Origin of the sequence: Bacillus sp. AFS031507, from assembly GCF_002584635.1 — a bacterium.
GTDB lineage: Bacteria > Bacillota > Bacilli > Bacillales > Cytobacillaceae > Neobacillus.
On sequence record NZ_NUOW01000048.1, the window covers coordinates 230 to 21831 of the forward strand.

General features: G+C 36.5%; 18 protein-coding genes and 4 pseudogenes. 13 read left to right on the top strand and 9 right to left on the bottom strand.

Annotated features, from left to right (window positions below):
- Positions 1-228: 228 nt before the first annotated feature.
- From COE25_RS27010 to COE25_RS27025, 4 genes are read right to left on the bottom strand one after another with little or no spacing between them, the layout of a single operon-like run.
- Positions 229-1053, bottom strand: a complete 825-nt coding sequence (locus COE25_RS27010) for an ABC transporter permease (RefSeq protein WP_098934844.1) — start codon at positions 1051-1053, stop codon at positions 229-231.
- A 14-nt stretch (positions 1054-1067) separates the two neighbouring features.
- Positions 1068-1841, bottom strand: coding sequence for an ABC transporter ATP-binding protein (locus COE25_RS27015; protein WP_098934845.1), 774 nt, complete (start codon positions 1839-1841; stop codon positions 1068-1070).
- A 19-nt stretch (positions 1842-1860) separates the two neighbouring features.
- Positions 1861-2880 carry an ABC transporter substrate-binding protein gene (locus COE25_RS27020; protein ID WP_098934846.1) on the bottom strand — a complete coding sequence of 340 codons (1020 nt, stop codon included), beginning with the start codon at positions 2878-2880 and terminating at the stop codon, positions 1861-1863.
- Between the two features lie 6 nt (positions 2881-2886).
- On the bottom strand, positions 2887-4350 hold the full coding sequence (locus tag COE25_RS27025) for an aryl-sulfate sulfotransferase (protein WP_098934847.1): 1464 nt from the start codon (positions 4348-4350) through the stop codon (positions 2887-2889).
- Positions 4351-4939: 589 nt separating this feature from the next.
- Here COE25_RS27025 and COE25_RS27030 point away from each other — a divergent pair.
- Together COE25_RS27030 and dapA are read left to right on the top strand one after the other, a co-directional pair.
- Complete coding sequence (locus COE25_RS27030; RefSeq protein ID WP_098934848.1) at positions 4940-6703, top strand: sigma-54-dependent Fis family transcriptional regulator; 1764 nt, start codon at positions 4940-4942, stop codon at positions 6701-6703.
- Between the two features lie 163 nt (positions 6704-6866).
- Positions 6867-7478 (top strand): annotated as a pseudogene (dapA, locus tag COE25_RS27035) (4-hydroxy-tetrahydrodipicolinate synthase); the annotation flags it as partial.
- Between the two features lie 158 nt (positions 7479-7636).
- Here dapA and COE25_RS27040 read toward each other — a convergent pair.
- Positions 7637-8104: a phage tail protein gene (locus COE25_RS27040; protein ID WP_088085415.1), complete on the bottom strand. Its 468-nt coding sequence runs from the start codon at positions 8102-8104 to the stop codon at positions 7637-7639.
- Between the two features lie 72 nt (positions 8105-8176).
- Positions 8177-8374 (bottom strand): annotated as a pseudogene (locus COE25_RS30340) (IS1595 family transposase); the annotation flags it as partial.
- 198 nt (positions 8375-8572) lie between these two features.
- Here COE25_RS30340 and hprK point away from each other — a divergent pair.
- The 3 genes from hprK (at position 8573) to COE25_RS27055 (ending at position 12025) form a co-directional block, all read left to right on the top strand.
- Positions 8573-9508 carry an HPr(Ser) kinase/phosphatase gene (gene hprK, locus COE25_RS27045; RefSeq protein ID WP_098934850.1) on the top strand — a complete coding sequence of 312 codons (936 nt, stop codon included), beginning with the start codon at positions 8573-8575 and terminating at the stop codon, positions 9506-9508.
- A 203-nt stretch (positions 9509-9711) separates the two neighbouring features.
- Positions 9712-10920, top strand: coding sequence for a sensor histidine kinase (locus COE25_RS27050; protein WP_098934851.1), 1209 nt, complete (start codon positions 9712-9714; stop codon positions 10918-10920).
- 412 nt (positions 10921-11332) lie between these two features.
- Complete coding sequence (locus tag COE25_RS27055; protein WP_257208993.1) at positions 11333-12025, top strand: DnaD domain-containing protein; 693 nt, start codon at positions 11333-11335, stop codon at positions 12023-12025.
- Positions 12026-12112: 87 nt separating this feature from the next.
- On the opposite strand, the gene psiE is transcribed toward COE25_RS27055, so the two are convergent.
- Complete coding sequence (gene psiE / locus COE25_RS27060) at positions 12113-12565, bottom strand: phosphate-starvation-inducible protein PsiE (RefSeq protein WP_098934852.1); 453 nt, start codon at positions 12563-12565, stop codon at positions 12113-12115.
- Between the two features lie 482 nt (positions 12566-13047).
- Here psiE and COE25_RS27065 point away from each other — a divergent pair.
- The 3 genes and pseudogenes from COE25_RS27065 to COE25_RS32425 all read left to right on the top strand — a co-directional run.
- Positions 13048-13260: pseudogene (locus COE25_RS27065) on the top strand (alpha/beta hydrolase-fold protein); the annotation flags it as partial.
- Positions 13261-13388: 128 nt separating this feature from the next.
- On the top strand, positions 13389-14033 hold the full coding sequence (locus COE25_RS27070) for a TerC family protein (protein WP_257208994.1): 645 nt from the start codon (positions 13389-13391) through the stop codon (positions 14031-14033).
- 32 nt (positions 14034-14065) lie between these two features.
- Positions 14066-14208, top strand: a pseudogene (locus COE25_RS32425) (FtsW/RodA/SpoVE family cell cycle protein); the annotation flags it as partial.
- A 151-nt stretch (positions 14209-14359) separates the two neighbouring features.
- Here the strand turns inward: COE25_RS32425 and COE25_RS32430 are convergent.
- The gene (locus tag COE25_RS32430; RefSeq protein ID WP_373605380.1) at positions 14360-14692 is read right to left on the bottom strand and encodes a CBO0543 family protein; all 333 of its coding nucleotides are present in this window, start codon (positions 14690-14692) and stop codon (positions 14360-14362) included.
- Positions 14693-15178: 486 nt separating this feature from the next.
- Positions 15179-16270, bottom strand: a complete 1092-nt coding sequence (locus tag COE25_RS27075; protein ID WP_088085423.1) for a low temperature requirement protein A — start codon at positions 16268-16270, stop codon at positions 15179-15181.
- A 73-nt stretch (positions 16271-16343) separates the two neighbouring features.
- Here COE25_RS27075 and COE25_RS27080 point away from each other — a divergent pair, with 73 nt between their 5' ends.
- The 5 genes from COE25_RS27080 to COE25_RS27100 all read left to right on the top strand — a co-directional run bounded on the left by COE25_RS27080 (position 16344) and on the right by COE25_RS27100 (position 20535).
- Positions 16344-16904 (top strand): NADPH-dependent FMN reductase, encoded by a 561-nt coding sequence (locus COE25_RS27080; RefSeq protein WP_088085424.1) that lies wholly within the window; start codon positions 16344-16346, stop codon positions 16902-16904.
- A 204-nt stretch (positions 16905-17108) separates the two neighbouring features.
- Entirely contained in the window at positions 17109-17753 is a 645-nt protein-coding gene (gene ycaC / locus COE25_RS27085; RefSeq protein WP_098934855.1) for an isochorismate family cysteine hydrolase YcaC, read from the top strand.
- Positions 17754-18168: 415 nt separating this feature from the next.
- Positions 18169-18546 (top strand): Gp49 family protein, encoded by a 378-nt coding sequence (locus COE25_RS27090; protein WP_088085426.1) that lies wholly within the window; start codon positions 18169-18171, stop codon positions 18544-18546.
- A 165-nt stretch (positions 18547-18711) separates the two neighbouring features.
- On the top strand, positions 18712-19269 hold the full coding sequence (locus COE25_RS27095; protein WP_098934856.1) for a DUF4240 domain-containing protein: 558 nt from the start codon (positions 18712-18714) through the stop codon (positions 19267-19269).
- Between the two features lie 291 nt (positions 19270-19560).
- Positions 19561-20535: a glycine-rich domain-containing protein gene (locus COE25_RS27100; RefSeq protein WP_098934857.1), complete on the top strand. Its 975-nt coding sequence runs from the start codon at positions 19561-19563 to the stop codon at positions 20533-20535.
- The last annotated feature ends 1067 nt before the right edge of the window (positions 20536-21602 follow it).

Here is a 21602-nt window from a genome sequence, read left to right on the forward strand (position 1 = left end):
CAGCTATGGGGATACTCATATATTTTTGCTAACTTTATTTTATAATGCTTTGAATTAAAAACAAACTCCACAGGCTCTTGCTGCTATTTTTGTTCCGCTCTTTCTCAGTATCAAATGATGCTAAAAATGAAGAATGTTGTTCAAGTTAAAATGGATGGGTTTAAATTCTATTTAAATAAAAGGAAACTACCAAATAAAGTAGTTTCCCTTTTCAATAGTGAAAGATAATTATTTTTTAACCACGTTATATCGTTTTAACACGATTTTCCCAAATTGAGTCAGGATGCGATCCATTAAAAATCCCATTAATCCAAGTGTGACGAGACCAACAAAAATCCAATCTGTTTTAAAGTACAATCTTGAATTCCAAATCATGTAGCCAATCCCTTCATTCGCAGCAACCATTTCAGCCCCGACAATGGCCATAAAGGAGGACCCCATAGCCAGTTTAGCTCCCGTGAATATATAAGGAAGGGAAGCTGGGATGATGACATGGAACATAATTTGTACTTCTGACGCTCCCATGCTTCTAGCAGAACGTATTTTATCTTCTTCGACAAAAAGGACACCAGTAATGGTATTTATAATGACGATAAAGAAGGTGGCATACATGATTAAAAAGATTTTGGACTGCTCGCCAATTCCGAACCAAAGCATGAATAACGTAATAAACGCAAGGGGAGGAATGAAACGAATAAAATTAATAATCGGATCCAGCACCACTCTCAAAGTTGAAAAGCGACCTATCAATAAACCAATCGGGATGGCGACCACATTCCCCAGCGTCCAACCAATAATCACTCTCACAAAGCTTGCCCCCATGTATTTAAATAAGGAGCCATCCTTGCTAAGGTCAATCGCTCCTTGCCATACAACTAATGGGCTGGGCAAAAACTGTGGGTCAGAAAAAGCCGCGGCAATGCTCCATATCGAAAGAACTAATATCCAGCCGATGACCCCACTTTTAATAACCAATTTCACAAGGGGAAAATGTAATTTAATTTTTGGCAATGAAGCCTGATTTCTTTTTATTTCATTTTTTTGTACATACATACCTGTTCCCCCTTTTAATCAAAATGTGATTGTATCTTTTGATAAATAAGATGGAATTCTTTGTCTGTAAAATCTCTTGGATAGGCTAACGGAACTTCATAGATAGTAGAGATATTGGATGATGGACCCACAGACATCACACCTACTTTTTGACCAAGTAAAAGTGCTTCTTGAATATCATGGGTGACAAAGATAATCGTTTTATTCATTTCTTTCCATATTCTCACCAATTCTTGCTGCATCGTTCGGCGGGTCATGGCATCCAAGGCGCCAAAGGGTTCATCCATTAATAAAATGTCAGGGTCATTTGCTAAGACGCGTGCTAATTGGACACGCTGCTTCATTCCTCCTGAAAGTTCCTTTGGAAATTTCCCTTCGTGCCCCTTTAAACCAACAAGTTCAATATAATAGGAGGACTTTTCCTCACGAATTATTTTGGGGATATTCTGCATCTTTAAACCGAATTCAACGTTTTCCTTAACTGTTAACCACGGAAATAGAGCAGAATCAGCTTGTTGGAAGACAACTCCTCGATTTCTACCAGGCTTATTTACTTTTTCGTTATCTACTAAGACTTCGCCCGCCGTATTTTTGATAAAGCCGGCAATGATGCTAAGAAGAGTGGACTTCCCACAACCGCTGGGCCCAAGCAGGATAAAAAATTCACCGTCTTGAATTGTTAAATCGACATCTTCTAGAACAAAAGTAGAATTCCCATTAAATGATTGGGATAAGCTAGAAATCGAAATCAGTGAGGATTTTTCGAGTTCTTTAAGGCTTGAGTTCATAAAAGTTCCCTCCCTTGGATTAATAAGTAACAGACTCAGGTAATGCCTTTTTAAGTGGATCTAAACTTAATTTCTCATCTAGATTGAATGAATTACTTAATATCCCTTTTTCCTCCATCCATTTTTTCATTTCCTCGAGATGGTTCGCATCTTCCTTCGTAAAGCCTAGGACATAATTATTTCTTTCAAGATCTTTTAAAACGCCATCCTCTGGCAGTTTCAATTGTTCAAATGCCAGCTTTGCGGTTTCCTCTCTATTATTTTGGACATAGTGTATCCCTTCATTAAGAGCTTTTAAAGCATTTTCTACCACTTTAGGGTTATCTTCAACCAATGATTTTTTTGCAAGAAGATAGCTGTCAATGGTTACTCCGGCCCCGAGTAAATCATCAATTTGATGGACGCCATCGATACCTTTAAATTTTTCTAAAAGGGCACCACCCACCCATACAGCGTCGATATCTCCTTTTTTCACACCTACAATGGCCTCATCTGGTGTGCTGTAAGGAACATAGGTGATATCTTTTTCACTTATACCATTGACTTTAAGATACTGCGCCCAAACGTATTCATTGACGGTTCCTTTATTAACTCCTAATTTTTTCCCTTTTAAATCAGCTGCTTTCTTAATGCTGCCTTGAGCTAGAAGCTGATTGGCCTTTGAAGTTTTTTCATTTCCTCTAGTAAGGGTAGCAACTATCACCAAGTTCCCCTTTGCCAAAGAATTAATGGCAACGTAATCGGCTGCAATCCCAGTATCGGCTTGTTCTGTTAATACTGCATTAATCGTATCTACACCCATGGCAAAATTTGCGAGTTTAGCGTCAACATAATGGTTTTTGAAATATCCTTGTTTCTCTGATTGTCTAAATTGAAGAGAGCCTCCTGCAGCTGTATCTATGGCCATCCGTATGTTACTAGTTTCATTTACGGCTGATTTCGCACTTCCCGTACTTTCTTTCGAAGAATTAGAGCATCCAACTATTAATAAACTTGTAAATATAGAAAATATTAGTATGAAAGATTTTACGTTCTTCATTATTAATCATCTCCTTCGATGTTGATCTTGAGTTGTTTTTATTGTTTCATCAATTCTTGCTACGCAAAGTGCTCCCTCTTCATAGGAATGTGTACCTGCAACGGCTACGACTGAATCGGTTCCGGTACTTGCAGCATTGGGTACTCTAAATGCAGCCACATCCAGCGGCACTATCTCTTTTTCCTCCGGTTTTTCTAGCTGTGGCACCCATTCATACGGGAGACGGTATGCACGGTAGACCATATTCGAGTTTCGATTGTTTTTGTAAGGCGAGAGATATTCCCATACAAGCTCATGTTCACGTGTGACCTCGAAAATTCGACCGTCTGCTCCTTCGGTTATAAGCGTGTTTCCGTTTGGAAGCCTTTGGGCGGAACTAATATACGGGCTGTAAAAACGGTAAGAATCTAATGGTGCTTGAAATCCTGCTTCAGTCGGGGTATATTGCCATTCAATTTCAAGCGTGACCGGATTTATTTCTAAGATTCTCGAGTGATCACGAACAGCGTTTTTCGAACCATAAGGAGATGCAGGGTTCGGAAGACCATAACCACCCCAGCCGCCATTATCAAATACGAGGAGATTACCTTCTCCCGGCAAGCCTCTCGGAATAATATGAGCATGGTGCTGTCCGATAATCCATCCTAAATGCTTCAAATCTGGCGTAGAATAATCAGGACCAAGTTTCCAAACGATCTTTCCTGTCTTCTTATCAGTAATGGCAATAATATTAGACTCTCTAGCATCCCAAATAATATTATCGGGATGGAAACGTTCATCTCCCTGATCGTAAAATTTATTAGGCCCTATAGTAGACATGGAGTTAATATGCATCCAATCGCCACCGGAATTGTTTCCAAAGCCTCTTAAATTCGGATCACGGGAAAGCACATTTTTTGCACTTTCATCAAATCCAAGCTCGTCGAAATGATCACTAACGGACCATTCCCAAATGATATTTCCTTCCCAATCGACCTCGACAATAATGTCATCTAAAAGTGGTTTGTCAGAGATATCAGGCTTTAAGACATTTTTATGAGCGAGGACCAGTGTATTTCCGCTGTTAATTTTCGATTCTAATCCTGGAACATAGTAGCCAACCGGATTTCCTTCTCGCTGGTAATCATGATGGGCTCTCGCCATCCATTGGGGTTCATGACCTGGGTCTTCTATGTATTCGAGGCGGTCAAATTTCCAGACGATATTTCCATCCCAATCCACTTGAACCAAATCTGCTTCATCTTGAAAGCCATATTTAGGATCTCTTTGTGCGGTATGACCCAAAACATACCCGCCTGGAAGCATCTTATTCGGAAATCCGCGAAGACCTTTCCACAAGTGGACTTCCTTTCCATTCATATCAATTAGTAAGGCACCATGATCGGCGGCTTGATAAATCGTATAGCCGCTCCACGCTTTTTCGGGATTATAAATTGTTGCTCCTGTTGGATAAATAGATGGATGACCCATTTTAAACACTCCTTGTTTTATAAAATTTAATAAATAAAAAGGACACAGAAAGGGATGAAAAACCATCCTATCCGTATCCTTTGGTTGACCAGTGGGATATCTTTTATTAGTTTCATATTTTAATAGTTAAAGTAGTTCAAAACACCTCCTAATGTAAGAAATAAAAAAGGATACAGAAATGGATGATAATACTCATCCTATCCGTATCCTTTGGTTGACCAATGGGATATTGCTTTTATAATTTTCATAATGATGTTTTATTATTTCTATACTATAAACCAACTATTCCGATTAATCAAGTGGGTTTAATAAACTTTAAAATTCTATTTTTATTAAAAATAATAATAAAGTTTAATTGCAAAATGAATATTAATGATTTGAATTCCAAAACCTCATTTAATCCTTCAAGGGGAACCATAATATAAGTAAATGAGAAACCGTATCAAATCTAATATTGCAGTGCACTATTTAATAGGTAAGGTATTAATAATAAAATTTTTCAAAAATTGATTAATAAATGAACAGTTTAATTTATTTTTGGTATATTAAATACATGCTTGTTTAATATTGCAACAGAAGGTGGAGTTGAATGAAGGTCTTGGCAATTGCCCCCTATGATGGGTTAAAAGAATTATTAATAGAACTTGGACGAAATCAAGAATTTGAGATACATGTTGAGGTTGGAGATTTGGAAAAAGGAGTTGAGCTCGCCAGTCGTGCAGCTGATCATGGGTTTGATATTATCATTAGCCGTGGGGGAACAGCAGAACTTATCCAAAAGAAAGTTTCTATTCCAGTGATTGAAATTGAAGTTTCTGGATATGATATGCTCCGCGTATTAACTCTCGTGAAAAATTATCCCGGAAAGGCGGCAATTGTAGGGTTTCCACCTATATCTGAAGGAGCGGCAACTGTCTGTCAAATACTAGAAATTGATATTTCTTCCTACGTTATTTCAAAGGAAGAGGAAGTAAGACCGACTTTAAAGCGGTTGCTTGAAAAGGATTATGAAGTCATTATTGGTGATGTTATCACTGTGAAGGAAGCGGAAAACCTTGGATTAAATGGAGTTTTAATTACCTCGGGCAAAGAAAGCATCATTAAGGCCTTTCAAAACGCAAAGAAAATGCACAATTATTTCTACATACTGAGAAAAAAATTATCGATTGCTCAACAAATTCTCCAGGAAGAGAAAGAGGGCTTTGTTGTGTTTGACCAAACATACAATAGCATCTACTCCAATACTTGTTTCGCTGAACAATTAGATAATTCTTTCAAAGGTGCAATAAATATCAAAGAGGCAGTGACGGAAGTTGTTTCCAAAGGGGTATATACCACTATAATTGAAAACAACCATGTCGTTTGGAAGGTGAAAGGGTCCAAACTACAAGGATTTGAAACACCACTAGCTGTGTTTCGGTTACAAAAAGTGGAATATGGTGATAATAAACTATCCAATGGTATAACCGTTAACTCAACAATAATGAACAGCAGCCCAATCAAATCTTCTTTTACAAAAAATAATCTGATGAAAAATGTCTTACAAGCAGCCGAAAAATATGGTGAAAAAGAAGACTCTATTTGGATTAGCGGCGAAAAAGGTACGGGAAAGGAAAAATTAGCTCATTATATCCATTTTCACAGTTCGAAACGCTTCTATCCGCTTCTAATCATTGATTGTTCACTTTTAACAGACGAACAATGGAACCATACGCTGAACGGAGAAAAAGGATTGCTAGCCTCTAATGATAACGGGACTATTCTATTAAAAAATATCGATTGCCTTACACTATCTCTGCAGAAGCAATTGCTATCTTTCTTGACAGCGAATCATCCAAAGTCCCGATTTATTGCATCATCACGTGAAAACATCCTAGCATTGATTGAAAACGGTGCTTTTTCAAACGATTTGTATTATTTACTAGCTCAATTGACCTTGAGTCTCCCTCCATTATCAAAGCGAAAAGAAGATATTGATCATATCGCTCGTATTTTTATTAATGAATATAACACAAAATATGGGAAACAAATTGCTGGAATTCGGAATGAGGCAATAGAAGAGTTAGAGAGTTTTAGGTGGACGGGGAACCTTACTCAATTAAAACAAGCCATTAGTGAGAGTGTTTTATTAGCAAATGGTCCTTTTATTGAAAAAGAAGATATTCAACAAATTTTAAAAACAAAGCTGATGGATACGGAAAAAAGCCAATTAGATTTTACAGGTACTCTAGAGGAAATCGAACAGAAAATTATCAAGCAGGTTTGGCTGGAGGAAGGTATGAATCAAACTAAAACGGCTGAAAGACTTGGGATTAACCGTACTACACTATGGAGAAAATTAAAGGAATTGTAGAGAAATGCATCGGAATTGTTTATTTTTGCAACAATTCCGATTTTTTTATTTTTATTTAAATATCTATGTTGCAAAAATAATCACATTAATCTATAATTCTATTTGTAAGCGTTATTAAATGTGTTGAAAAAATAAACATTTTATATTGGGAAGGTGTAGAAAAATGGAACTAAAGGGTATTATTCCAGCCATGTTAACACCATTAACAGTGGAACAAAAAGTGAATGAAGCTGTTACAAGACAATTAACAAACCATTTGATTGATTCAGGTGTACACGGAATCTTCATTCTCGGAACAAACGGGGAATTTCACCTATTGAATACTGAGGAAAAGTTAGAAATGACGAGGATTGTTATTGACGAAGTAAATGGAAGAGTACCTGTAATGGTTGGAACTGGAGGAAATAGCACGGAGGAAGCTATTGAGTTATCACAGAAAATGGAGCAGTTAGGCGCTGATGCATTATCCTTGATTACTCCATTCTTTATTCCACCAACACAGGAAGAATTGGCAGTTCATTTTGAAAAGGTTGCTGAGAGTACTTCATTGCCCTTTCTTTTATATAATATCCCAGCGAGAACAGGTGTAAATATTGAGCCTGAAACAGTTGCCCGACTTGCTAAGGTGCCAAATATCGTGGGAATTAAAGATAGTAGTGGAAACTTTGCCAACATTGAAAATTACATAAATGCCGCAAAAGGTGAAGACTTCTCTGTTTTTGCAGGTACTGATTCATTAATCCTACAAACATTACAGGCCGGTGGAAAAGGTGCCTGACACCCGCTGCATGAACACATTACCGCATTGGGGGTCAGGCACTTGTTTTCTTAGTCAATATTGTTTCTTCATCCACGCATCCATATATGCCTGATTCCAGCTTAGATGACACAGACAGCAATGGCTGGATTCCTCCACTTGCGCTTTTGCTTACTTTAATATTCTCCTTTAATTACAAAAAACGAGCCCCGAATTGTTCCAGCTAGTTTAGATTTCTGCCTAGCAAACTTAAACTTCCCTTCTAACTCCTTTGGTACCTCCATCCCCTCAGAAAGCTTAAAACCAACGGCCCGCTTCGGCTTAGGGCCATCAACCGTATACATGACGTTGACCTCAAGACCATCCTCATAAAAGACGTATGCCATTTTGATATTTTCCACTTGAAAACGCGACGTTTCTAAAGGTTTGGCAGCAAACTCAATATCACGATCTTCTTTCAAAATTCGGTTCACATAATCAAGGGTCTCCTGACTTTCGCTAGCTGGTACAACCGTAAATTCATGCTTGTATTTGTTCATAAAGTAACGGGCTTCATTAGCACGTAAACCAGCAAGCGCTTCTACTACAGGTGAAGACTCTAAACCAACTGTAGACACATTTTTAAAATCAACGATATAGGACATTTCCAACCTTCCTTTTCTCTCTTTATTTCCGAACAACAGGAATCCACATTTCACTAAAAACTAAGCCATTCTTCAAGTTGTTTCTTTTGACGATACAAATTTTGACTGGCGGATTTGTTGGTTTGCTAATTGGTGTTCACGTAGACTAGTATTAACAAACACCTCTTTAATATTCGACGTTGTTGCGTCAAAGCCCTTCATTTCGAGGAATTGAAATCATACCAAATAATTATCGAGATATTTTGTGACAACACCTTTAAATCGGTCAATCAAACCTCATTACTTAATAGGCTTAGAGTAATGGTTATAGTATTCTCACATAAATCATAGCATTTTCCTTAACCTATTCAGGATAAGAGATTCTTTCTGCTTCATCCCATAATAGAATCATTTCGTAAATGGATGACGATTCCACTTTTCTTAAGTATAATTCAACTATAGAAAGGCTATTAGGACGGTGAATATAAGGTGAAAAAAATAACAGTCGAAAACTTAGTTCGTAGGTTTTCATTGAAAGTAGTAGCTGGGGAAAATCAACTGCAGAAAATGATTACGCAATCACGGGTGCATCGCCCTGGCTTGGAATTTGTTGGCCATTTTGATTTTTTTCCGATGGAGCGAGTTCAAATTCTAGGAAAAAAGGAAATTACCTATTTACATAAGTTAAGTAAAGAGGAACGTAAAATACGAATCGGAAATATCGTACACTATCACCCGCCATGTTTTATTGTTACGGCTGGAGAAGAAGGACTTACCTATTTAACTCACCATTGTGTTGAACAGGGTATACCCTTGTTACTAACAAACAAGCCTGAGACAACTTCAGAGTTTATAACCAAATTGGATACCTATTTGGTGAAGGAATTAGCACCAGAAATGACGGTTCATGGAGTTTGTATGAATGTGTCCGGCATTGGGATCTTACTTCGCGGTAATTCAGGGGTAGGGAAAAGCGAAACAGCTCATACGTTAATTCGTCGAGGACACCGTCTGGTTGCTGATGATATTGTTGTCCTGAAGAAGCTTGGCCCGCAAACCATTCTTGGTACACATGATGAAAAAGCCAAGGAATTTTTGGCGCTTCGTAGTATTGGGTTGTTGAATGTGGTTCGCTTATACGGTCGCAAAGCTTTCCAAGATGAATCACGAATTGTGCTTGATATTAATTTAACGAAATGGCAAAAAGATGACTTGAATAATGAACTGGACCAGGAACTTCAATTTATAGAATATATGGGTGTTAAGATCCCATCTATCGAAATTCAACTCCAGCCTGGACGTGATGTGGCGGGGTTAATTGAGGCTGCAGCTAATAATTGGTATTTAAGGCAGCAAGGATACAGCGCAGCAGAAGAGTTCATGAGCAGGATTGAGGCCGATATTTCGAATTCTAATATGGAATAACTATTGAAGAAGAACACCACGGTGACGGTTCTCATGGTTTTAATGAGGTTAGTGCCGACCGCAAGAACCGTCCAACCGTCCCCATGGTCTCTACCATGGTCTTTTTTATTTATAAATAATAGTATGATAATATAAAAATAGGTACATTAGCACCATATTATTGTTTTTTAAAGTAGTATTGAAATCAAATAAAAGGAGTAGGTATGAAGGAATTTTATACTCATATAAATAAAAAAATATATTATTTTACGGTATTAATCGCAATAGCCATTATGATAATGGGTTTGTTAATGGGTAATCCACGTTTTGGTAAGTATGATTATGGTTATTTTCTCCATGTTGGACTTGTTGTCATACTATCTGCCTGTTTATTGCTCTATCCTAAGTATATCACTCATGTTTTTAGACTGATCATCATTACAGTAGCGTCCGTTTACTTTTATGCGCTGTTCTTTTTATATCCCGATACTTGGTCCACCTTTATTTTTCTATGTTTTATTCCAGCCATCGCGATTCTGTTTTTTGATTCAAAGCTCTTTTATTTTTCTTTACTATTAAACAGTGTGTTCATTATGTTTACATTTAGTTATATTATGCTTATTGATCAAGGATATCCCTATATCAAGCAGGATTTAATAGGAAATGTAATCAACTTTATCGGGAGTCAAGTGATTATCTATTTTATTTTTTATTTAACGCAAGGAAGAATAAAGAAACAGCAATTATACTATGAACAAATTCAGCATTCAGAGCGTTTGAAGACAACTGGACAGCTAGCAGCTGCTGTTGCACATGAAATTAGAAATCCTTTGACCGTTGTAAAAGGTTTTTTACAGTTATACCAAAAAGACGCTGGATTTAGTGATGATATAAAAGGAAATTTTACTTTGATGATTGATGAATTAAATATTGCTGAACAGGTAATTACTCAATTTTTATCTATAGCGAAGCCAAATAAGGAAACAGAAGTAGAAACAGTCAATTTAAAGATTGTTCTTAAGAGTGTAACCGATCTACTTCATTCGTATGGGCTTTTACATGATAATAAGATTGAATTAATTAGGGTTGAAGATTGCTATATCGCTGCTAACAACATAGAATTTAAACAATTATTAATAAATATTATAAAAAATGCCATTGAGGCTTCAAAATTTGGTGATTCTGTTTTTGTATCAGCTAGTAGGGAGAAGGATTTCGTCGAGATTAAGGTAGTTGATTTTGGACAGGGGATGTCAGAAGCAGAAGTTAAGTCCCTAGGTATTCCTTTTTATTCTTTAAAAAGTAAAGGGACCGGATTAGGTATGCTGGTTTGCTATAATATTGCTGCAAAATATAAAGGAACCATTGACTTCCAAAGTACTAAAGGTGAAGGAACTACCGTCACTATTCGCTTTCCATCAAAAAATTCCTGAATCCAGAGGGGAGGTTAATATGGTTTTATAATGAGGTTAGTACCAACCACAAGAACCGTCACCATGGTCCCAGTTCTTTTTATATAATCTAAGAAAGATAAACGCCTTCACACAAAAATAAGCTGAAAATACCTTAAATTGCAAAAAACGCCTTCAAAAGTCATTTTTGAAGGCGTTTTTTTGATGTTTTTTACCTCTATCTTCTTACCAATCCACATACAACTCAAATTGGCATCTATAAAATTACCAAAAAGCAAATGGCTTTTGATTTGGGCTATTCGATTGAGAGTGTTCATTCGTTAATGGAACGATTCATAGAGCATCACAAGCTGATTCGTTATAATCCTGAAACGAGAGAATTGGTGATTAAATACTGGGGGAAGCATAACCTGCATAAAGCGGGAAACCGGTGATGGATTGTATATATTCCGAGTTAAAGGATGTCGAGGATCTATCGCTGATTCAATATGTTTTGGACGGCATTCAAAAACAGGAAATTCGCAGCTTATTGGAATCCTTTTGTGGAAAAGAAGAGATGTTTAACTGCAATGATGTTAGTGAAGAAAATGAAAATGATACATATATCGATACTGAATGTGAAGAGTTAGACGATACGTTCATGCATAGATACACGATACGGGGACAAAAAGAAAAAGAAAATAATAATAAAAAAGAAAATAAAAAACAACAACAAGAAGCTTTTAATCCAAAAATAGAGAAAAATCCAGACACAGAAAATAATCAAAAAGTAGTAGATGTAAAAGAAATTATTGAGTTTTGGGACGGCAATGGATTTGGTTTTTCGAACATGAATGGGAAAGAACAGCTGTTAACTTGGTTAGATGATTCTAGCTTTTTACAGCCGAAAGATGTGATTTTAAAAGCGATGAATATTGCGTGTGCCAATAACAAGCGAAAGCTGAGCTATGTGGTTGGGATTCTGAAAAACTGGAAAAATGAATCTTTACTAACCGTAAAAGAAATTGATTCCTATCATGAGAACCAAAAATCCGTACCCAAGCATAGGCCATCAGCCGAATCGTTTCCTGCCGGAAGAGCTATTCCGAGTGGATATGTACTTGACCTTACGGCAGGTGAAGAGTGATGCTAATAGCTGGAATGGACCATGGGGACGGTTCCTGTGGACAGCACTAACGCATTAAAAACCATGAGTTCCGTCCCTGTGGAGGCCTCAACCTTGATTTTTTTTAAAGAACCATTTACTATCAGGTCTTTCACGAGGAGTTAAATTCATAATGAAATACCCAATAATCAGGATTAAGATGACCAGTGAATAAAGCATTGTATTTACAGGCTGTTCGTGGTCAACAATAATTATTCGTACCATCGCCGTGATGCCTATATATATAAAATATCTAATAGGGAAATGGTATTCTTCTTTAAAGTATTTAACAATCATCGTAATAAACTCAAAATATAAAAAGAAGATTAGTATATTATCCAAAAAAAGTTTATAGTCGTCGCTGCCACTTTCTATCAAAATATGACTGAAAATGATTAATTCCTTAACTAGTAAAATCGATAGAATAATTGCTAAAAAAATGAGAGAAATATTTAAAAATACCTGGAGAATCTTAGGAATAATGCATAAAACAAAAGTAAAATCCTTTTTTACCTTTAACATGGTAACCATCCTCTCACTATTTTAAACTATAGATTATATTTAATAAAACTTTATTATATCCTATTTTTAATTTTGTGAAAAATCAAGAAAATTTTATGTAAAGACCATGGGAACGGTTATACTGGTTTTTGGCTTCTATCTGTTCCTAAAATGTGTAACGTTACTGCCCGTTTGAGAGCATTTTCGGTACGACGCTATTTCGGCCAATGGCGTCGTAAGTAGAATCGGTCAAAGTAAATGAATGAAGGAATGGACCAAAATCATAACGACGCTATTTGTTCCAATTGTGTAACATACGCCCCCCCGTTAGTGTGAGAGCTTTTACTATTCGGTATTTATCTGCCATGCTTCCTTTTCCCATATTAATAACTTTCAATTTTTTTGTCCCAAGCTAATTTATTAGTAACGTTTTATAATCATTTCCTTTATACAAAGGGCGACCATCTTCATTATCCGCCTCTGGTCCTAGTGGAAAAGGGACACAGTATGTTGACTTTATCGTAAATGAACTTAAGCGATTCATAGATAATGAATACCTTACATTAAAAGACCGTACTGCAATGGCGGGAATTTCATTAGGTGGGCTTATTTCTACTTTTGCTGGGTGCCGTTATTCTCATATTTTCACCACTATAATTGCTATTTCTTCTGGTTTTTACCGTAACCAAGAAGAATTACCCAAGTTCTTCATCTAGAGGGTGCCCGTCGCAATGCATGTCTTTCATCCATTTATACGTATAAGAAAAGGTCTTTTTTTTACATCAAATTAATATAATGACAAAGTTAACTTTTTCTAGAGGTGAATATTTTGGAGATTTTTGGTTTGTCATTTGCGGTACTCTTGAAAATAATTTTAATCAATATTGTCTTAAGTGGAGATAACGCAGTCGTTATCGCAATGGCATCACGTAATGTTCCAAAGAAACAACAAAAGAAAGCGATCTTTTGGGGAACATTTGGAGCCATTATTTTACGTTTAATATTTGCAGTAGCAATTATTTACCTACTAGATGTACCTTTCGTAACTTTTATAGGTGGGCTTCTTCTAGTGTATATTGCCATTAAACTACTAATTGGCGATGATGAGGAAAATCTTAAAGAAGGAGGTTCAAGCTTATTTTCCGCTGTGAAAACAATCATGATTGCGGATGCAGTAATGTCGCTTGATAATGTCCTAGCTATCGCTGGTGCAGTTGAAGGAAATATAGTTGGCATTATTATCGGAGTTATTGTTAGTATTCCTATCGTTGTTTTTGGAAGCCAGTTAATATTAAAAATAATGGAAAATTACCCTATTATCACTTATTTAGGTGCGGGAATCTTATCTTGGACTGCAGGTGAAATGATCGTCGGAGAACCAAAATTTGAACCTATTCTCACTCGCGGTCTACATTTATTGGTTCCGACGGCTATTACAGTTTTTGTTATTGGTTTTGGATATTTAATTTCTAAGAAAAAACTGCTATAGAAAAAATTCCAAGTAACCATGCGCCTTTACGAATGACACTAGGTATTTTCCCATTAATTTCGATATCTTTGCCATTTATCAGCTATGGATTAATGCCAACGCTGCTAAATGTATCTTAATTGGTATTGTCTTAAGTGTATATCGCCGAAAAGAGCTTACTGGAAAACAAATTTGAGCTCGAGATAGGTCATGATTTATAAAACAAATATAAAATCGGTGTGTTTTTCATATGAAATCACACTGCTTTTTAGCACGTTAATAGAATGATTATGCCAAATTCATTAATATAGGCTTTTTCAACTAACGGAAATCCTCACCTTTAATAATTATTTCATTTTTAAAACTGGTATTTGAAGATAAAAAATAAGGAACAACGTGCACGAAAAACAGAGCAGCCATGCAAATAATGGTTTTTTATTATGAAGTGTAATACCAAAGAATATAAAAAACCAAACAACCATTGACCACCAAAAATTCCATCCATTGTGATAAGACAAGAGTTTTAAAAATAAAAATATCGTCTCAATGAACGTAAATAAAATGGACCAAAAAGAAATATAGACTAGTTGTTTATAAAATGGTGCTTTGTATGGATACCGTGAGAGGTAAACTAATATTATTAGAGGTAAGTTTGTAAAAGCTATAAATAAATCAGCTATGGTATCATTATGTTCCTCCTACAAAATCCGCGTACATATGATATTTTAATTTTGCCCATTTAAAAAGAAATTAGGTTAGTTTTTTAAGAAATTATTATTGAACTACGTCAAATGGACAAAATATCTACTAGAAAAAATGATTTGGATAGTTGATAAGAATTTATGGAGGAATAAAAAAGGATTGATTTAATAAGTCATTTTTAGGCAGCCATTAAATGAGGATAAAAACAACTAAATAAATTAGGAGGAGTTGCCATAAACAATGGTTGGATTGAAAAACTACCACAAGCAAATTACCGTAAAGAATTACCTATTGATTAAAAATTTTGGATCGATATTGTTTAGGGAATAGTAAAGGGAGAGGGACTTCTATGTTTTAAATAGGAACTAAAAGGATAGCGTATTTTCATTTCATGGGGGACATGTATTCGAATTAGCTTGATAGGTATGCTTCAGGACCCCCATTATTAAATTTTCCGTATTTTATTAAGTGGTTGTAAATTTAGCATAGATGATAAAAAATAGAGTTAATTCTCCCATTATGACAATGTTTGGAACTACCATGATTAAATTAATAATAAAAAAGGCAGCTAAAATCCCTAAAAACAAACCTAAATGATAAATTTTTAGACGGTGTTGTTCATACCTGTATTGATGAAAAACTATGGTAGTTGAAATGAAATAGAGCAATACAGAACTAAATACAAAATATAAGATAAATGAATAATGGACCTCATATAAAAACATCAGTTTGATAGATGCTGCAATCATGCTCAAAGACATTAGAATAAACAGATGTCCGTAAATAATAGTTTGTCCTGCCCCATGAATCGACTTATCTACCTTCTTTTCTACATTATCAAAATATTGCCACCACATCGAAATAATAAGGATAAATGAAATAATCGAAAATGAGATCGAATTCCAATCACCCTTTTGGGGCTGTAGTACAAATAGGGTGCTGACGACCGATTCTCCAAAAAGGATTAATGTCAATAAAGCAAAACGTTCTAATAAATGAGCCGTATTGGTCAGGGCTTTTACCAAATACTTGCGTCCGAAAACAGGCACAATAACATCGACAATAATTCCTGCATATAACACAGCGTATCGAATCCATGAATCAAAAAAGATAGAGAGAAATGAGATGAGGACTCCAATCCCAAAACATGTTCCTAAAAACCGAGCAGCTGTTTTTCTATCCCCTTCTTCTAAATTCTGAACAACAAGATATTGAATTGCCGTTAGTGCCCTTACTCCAATATAGCCAATAAGAAAAGGGAAATAGTATTGATCAAAATCTTCCGATAAGCTGGATGTCATAACAAGGACAAATAACATTTGAAGAATTATAAAGATACGTTGATGCAAAAAATCTTGTCCAAACCGATTAATAAACATTGTTTGTCCAGTCCAAGACCACCATATCGGGATAAACATTAGAGCAAATTTTAATAAATATTCTGGATAAATATAACCTTTTTCAACATGAAGTAAAACATGAGTAGTAGTTGCAACTGCTGCCACAAATAGCAAGTCATAAAAAAGTTCTAACCAAGTCACCTTTTTTTCTACCATCGCTGGTAATACCTCCTATAAATGATAAGATATGGTATTATTAAAGTTGATTTCAAACAAGGAGGGAATCTCTATGCCCAAAACCATTGGCCTTATTTGTGGAAGTTTACGAAAAAATTCTTATAACCGAATCGTTGCTCAATCATTAATAGATATGAGTGATGCCGCTCAATTTCGCTGGATCGAAATCAACGATCTTCCTTTGTTTAACGAAGATTTAGAAATTGGCGGTGATCCAGAAACAGTAACATCATTTAAGTCCGCTATTCAGGACGTTGACGGTATCATTATCGTAAGTCCAGAGTACAATTCTGGAATTCCGGGCGTGCTAAAAAATGCATTAGACTGGGCGTCAAGAACTCCGAAGTCCTCCGTTCTTAGTAGAAAACCGGTTGGCTTAATCGGAGCAACTCCTGGGGGATTAGGGACTGCCTTTGCTCAAATGCAAATCAGACAAATATTAGAAGCAATACAAGCTCAGGTTCTTCCATTTCAAAAAGTGCTGATTTCGCAAGTACATGAAAAGATTGACTCCGATCAGAAAGTGCTTACTGACGAAAAAACAAAACGATATCTTGAGCGTTATTTACAACAATTTATTCATTGGATTGATCAGACTTCTGTTTTAAATTAACCAAAGAAATCAAAACATCATCAAGTAATTTTTTATGATGATCTTGTATTATTAAAAAATGCTGTTGACACTTAATAGGTTTATAGATAACCATGACAACAATTAATTTACTATTAAACTAATTATAACAGACGGGGGAGTTTGAGGTAAATTTACCGATATATGGTACTTTCTAATATTCGTTAATATAAGGAGGATTATAAAATGTCTGATCTCTATTCTCGTCTTTCCAAAGAGGATGCTGCCGTTCTTCTAGTGGATCATCAAACCGGCCTTATTTCCGGCCTAGTCCGTGACTATGGTGTTGATGAATTCAAGAACAATGTTTTGGCTCTTGCTAACACCGCTAAGTTTTTTGATTTACCAGTGATTCTAACAACAAGCTTTGAAAACGGACCTAACGGACCACTAATGCAAGAATTGGTTGAACTCTTTCCTGATGCGCCAAAGATAGCTCGGCCTGGACAAATTAACGCATGGGACAATGAAGATTTTGTTAAAGCCATTGAAGCAACAGGTAAAAAACAACTAATTATAGCAGGAGTTGTTACTGATGTTTGTGTTGCGTTCCCGGCACTATCTGCTGTAAATGCTGGTTACGAAGTATTTGTTGTCACTGATGCTTCCGGAACGTTTAGCAAACAAGTAGCGAACGCGTCATTAATGCGTATGGCCCATGGTGGAGTACAGCTTATGAACTGGTTTAGCGTTGCGTGCGAATTACAACGCGATTGGCGAAACGATGTTGAAGGTTTTGGCGCTTTACTCTCTAGTCAACTTCCTGGTTATCAAAATTTAATTGGAAGCTATAGGGGAGCTCAGAGAGATCACGGCAAGCAGAACGACTAGATCAACAAAGGTCAACCTTGACATATAGTTAGCTATCCTCACCAACAAATGCGGATTTCATACGAAATTCGCGTTTTGCCATCAGGACCCCTTCTTTAACTAAACCAGCTAATAGTTTATCAACATTTTTCAAAAAAAGATTAATAACCTCGTGATATACTAAAATGTTTATGCCAAATAACCTTCCGTTAAACCCTAATTGGAGTGTTTTGTTGTATTTAGTTAGATATGGTTTTTAAACCAATATTGGAAAGTAGTTCTGCTTTTGTAAGGCTAAATCCAATGTAAGAAAAATTAAGTACCTTCAATATTAGAAGGTATTTTTTTTTCGGAAATGAAATATATAAAGTAACACAACCTTTGTTCTAAGATGTTTTCATCCTATTAACCAAATAATTTAAAGGAAGTGCGGTAAATGGTAAGTATGTTCATAGATAGTATTTGTCCAAAATGCGGAGAGATCAATCAAGTGGAACATAAAGGGGAAAAAATTCTTATCGTAACTTGTAAGAATCACCATATGTATGACCATATTGTCATCTCGTATTCTCGAACCCATTCGATTAAGGATGAAAAACGGATTAAATTAGAAGAAATGCTCGTAGAGAAAAAATTCCATCGTATGAGTGATAAATCAACGATATGTCTACTTATTTTTAATAATGGGTATGAAATTGAAGGACGTTCGACAGTTCGGGACGTCGCAGATTTTCGTACTGTAGTTGGTAAGGATAAGGCCTATGAACAAGCATTAAAGAAAGCGATGGTGGCCTTAGGGGCATACTTAGTATAATAGCAAATTATTAAAAAGAAGTAGAACTCTTAGAATAGCGATATTCCTCAACGGTATCGCAGTTTTTTTGATTGTAAATAAATTGTGATACTTGATAAAATAGGAATTAATAAGTATTTTTGGTAAAAGGAAAAACGGTTATTGAGTAACTGGAGGGGGCATAGAGTGAATAAAACGGAATACTGGAATTTAATAGAGCAGTCCAAGTCTTTCAAAGAAGACCAGGTTGAATGGTTAACAGAAGAACTTAGTAAGAAGTCGATAGATGAGATCGTGGATTTTGAGTTTATTTTCGAAAGTTACATGAAGGAAAGCTATCAATCTCACCTATGGGGGGCTGCCTATCTAATCATGGGTGGCTGCTCGGATGATTCTTTTGATTATTTTAGAGGATGGCTGATTTCACAAGGACAAGAGGTATACGAGAAAACACTGAAGGACCCCGAATTTTTGGCGAATTATATAACTGATGAAAATTTGGGAGATGAAGGTGTTCCGGAATACGAGGATTTTCTAAATGTAGGTTTTGATGCCTACACACTGAAAAAGGGTGGCGACCCAGAAGTATGGGATGAAGACTTGTATGATGAGATGCTAGAGTTGCTGTCTCAAAAGGGATTGGTAGATAATACAGAAATTGAATTTGATTGGGAAGACGAAGATGATTTAGAAGAGATGTTTCCAAACCTTTGGGAACGATTTGGAGAAGATCCTCTAGGTTAAGTCGCTCTCTATTGGAGGGACTAGTAAGATTAAGTGGTAGATTTTGGTTGGTAAATAGTGACTGCCCTGTTTGTCATTGGTACATAAGGTCTAAAAAAACTAATCAAACGTTTGATTGGATCGCTGGAATCTTTGGTACGTATGGGCCGAATAAAATCAAAACCCAAGATTAAGCCTCAATAGGTTTAATTTTGGGTTATTTTTAGGACTCCACATAGGCGAACAGTGACAGTCACTGTTCGCAAATTTTAACACGTATTAAACTATTATAAAGTAAGGAGGGTGATTCATTTGGTTGCAGGAATTGTAACTGCGGCTTTATTGCTAGCAGGAGTGGTTACAGGAGTAGTGGTACTAGCGGCAAGGAACCGACCTAAATTAGCGAAAGAAAATATACCTGAGCATTTGGGAGTGCTTACCCCTGTTCCTGTAACACCATTGCTAGAAAAATTAGATTCCGCCTTGAATTCAGACTATGTTGAACAAGTGAAGCAGCGTTTTCTTCAAGATAATCCGAAACGGACGGAAGATGAATTTGAATGGCGGCTTTTTGAATTAAAGCGTTATTTATTGCTTGCAGCTATGTTAAAGGAAACGCCTATGTTCAGTGAAGAAGTGGATGAGATTTGGCATACGATGCTGCTTTTTACGCAAAAATATCAAACTTTTTCGGAGCGATTTGTTGGGAAAATGCTGCATCATACGCCTAATACTAGTCCAACTCCTGCACCACAGGAGCGAGCTTTTTTTGATTGGGTGTTTTCACAGTTGTTTACGATCACTGAATTTAGTTGGAAATCTTGGGGAAGTTTTTTTAAATATCCAATTGATAAGAGGGTCTTACAAGAATTCAAGGAAGAAAGTAATGAATGGCTGATTAATAGATATTTTAAAGTTAATGAAGATAATAGGAATACAGTTGAGTATCTCGTTAGAAAAATGAAGCAGCAGGTAAGTGATGCGGAAGTTATGTATCAAGTGGACGAAAAAGGTCAGTTTGCTAAGCAGAGAAGGTACGGTGAAATGACCAACCTGTCTCTTGTAATGGTGTTTTTCTCTTACTTTTATTTTGATGATTATTGGAAGTATGCGAGTGCGTATACGTATGCCAACGCGGCCAATTACACTAGCGGCTGCTCAACTGCCATCTTTTGCGGGACTGCTTCGGATGGTTCTAGTCATGGGGACGGAGGTCATGGAGGCGGTCATGATGGAGGTTCAAGTTGCTCAAGTTGTTCTAGTTGTGGTAGCGGATGTTCCTCTTAGGGTAAGCTTTAGTTCATAAAGCCTGTCCACCGAAAAATGGATAGGCACCGGTCGATAAGAGAGGTTCATAAAGCCTGTTCACCGGAAAAAAAAGGGTCGCCTGTCGATAAGAGAGGTTTATAAAGCCCGTCCACATGAAAAAAGAGGGTCACCGGTCATAAAGAGAGGTTCATAAAGCTCGTCTCTCTTAGATTTTACAGTTGAAGGTTATTAAAAGTATAAAGGGGGATCTTCAACCGAACACCATCTCCAAAGACATCGAGTTACCTGGCAAACAGTGACAGTCACTGTTCGCCATTTATACATACCGATTGCGGCCCGATACCATACCAAATTCCATATCGACTACAGAAATAATGATGAGTGCGCTAAGTGGAACTGTCCATAAATGGGTCTGATCAGACTCCATGGTGACGGTTCTCATGGTTTTTAATTAGGTTAGTGCCGACCGCAAGAACCGTCCCCATGGTCCGTTTAGGCACACCACTGATTCAACCTCCGGTGTTACAGTGCCCGAGTGAGAGCCTTTTTTCATCGGACGGTCACTCTAATGGTGTTACAGTGCCCAGTTGAGGGCTTTTTTTCGTCGAACGGTCACTCTAACGATGTTTCAATTCCCGAGGGACTACTCTGTTTTTCCTCAAACGGTCAATGGAACGTTCTTTCATGCACCGCGAAAGCTCCCTTTTAAGTAAATGTAAAAATGGCAACAAAGTTAATTAACAAAGCTTTTTAAAAAAAGAGAAGTGATCTTTCTTCCTATCTACAGGTAAAATACCCATGTCACCTCATTTCTTATCTATCTCCATCTTTCCACGATCGGATATATCGGTAGATCATCCATTTCCCACTTTTAACTCCAATTGTTTTGCAAACCCAGTTGAATTAGTAGATGAAATGGCAAGGGTCATTGTAAATTACCAATCTTTACAATTTTTCTAATGTCATTTTACAAAAGTTCAGTAAATTCTCAAATAAAGTGCATGTTTGCTGATATGAATGTGATTTAGGACGAAGATGGCGAATGTGATAAAAAAATTAAAATTTTGTTCAAATATCACTTAACA

What these genes read in the sequence shown, in the direction of transcription:
- COE25_RS27010 (WP_098934844.1), bottom strand. Translation starts at nt 1,053, where the DNA reads ATGTATGTACAAAAAAATGAAATAAAAAGAAATCAGGCTTCATTGCCA.
- COE25_RS27015 (WP_098934845.1), bottom strand. Translation starts at nt 1,841, where the DNA reads ATGAACTCAAGCCTTAAAGAACTCGAAAAATCCTCACTGATTTCGATT.
- COE25_RS27020 (WP_098934846.1), bottom strand. Translation starts at nt 2,880, where the DNA reads ATGAAGAACGTAAAATCTTTCATACTAATATTTTCTATATTTACAAGT.
- COE25_RS27025 (WP_098934847.1), bottom strand. Translation starts at nt 4,350, where the DNA reads ATGGGTCATCCATCTATTTATCCAACAGGAGCAACAATTTATAATCCC.
- COE25_RS27030 (WP_098934848.1), top strand. Translation starts at nt 4,940, where the DNA reads ATGAAGGTCTTGGCAATTGCCCCCTATGATGGGTTAAAAGAATTATTA.
- COE25_RS27040 (WP_088085415.1), bottom strand. Translation starts at nt 8,104, where the DNA reads ATGTCCTATATCGTTGATTTTAAAAATGTGTCTACAGTTGGTTTAGAG.
- COE25_RS27050 (WP_098934851.1), top strand. Translation starts at nt 9,712, where the DNA reads ATGAAGGAATTTTATACTCATATAAATAAAAAAATATATTATTTTACG.
- COE25_RS27055 (WP_257208993.1), top strand. Translation starts at nt 11,333, where the DNA reads ATGGATTGTATATATTCCGAGTTAAAGGATGTCGAGGATCTATCGCTG.
- psiE (WP_098934852.1), bottom strand. Translation starts at nt 12,565, where the DNA reads ATGTTAAAGGTAAAAAAGGATTTTACTTTTGTTTTATGCATTATTCCT.
- COE25_RS27075 (WP_088085423.1), bottom strand. Translation starts at nt 16,270, where the DNA reads ATGGTAGAAAAAAAGGTGACTTGGTTAGAACTTTTTTATGACTTGCTA.
- COE25_RS27080 (WP_088085424.1), top strand. Translation starts at nt 16,344, where the DNA reads ATGCCCAAAACCATTGGCCTTATTTGTGGAAGTTTACGAAAAAATTCT.
- ycaC (WP_098934855.1), top strand. Translation starts at nt 17,109, where the DNA reads ATGTCTGATCTCTATTCTCGTCTTTCCAAAGAGGATGCTGCCGTTCTT.
- COE25_RS27090 (WP_088085426.1), top strand. Translation starts at nt 18,169, where the DNA reads ATGGTAAGTATGTTCATAGATAGTATTTGTCCAAAATGCGGAGAGATC.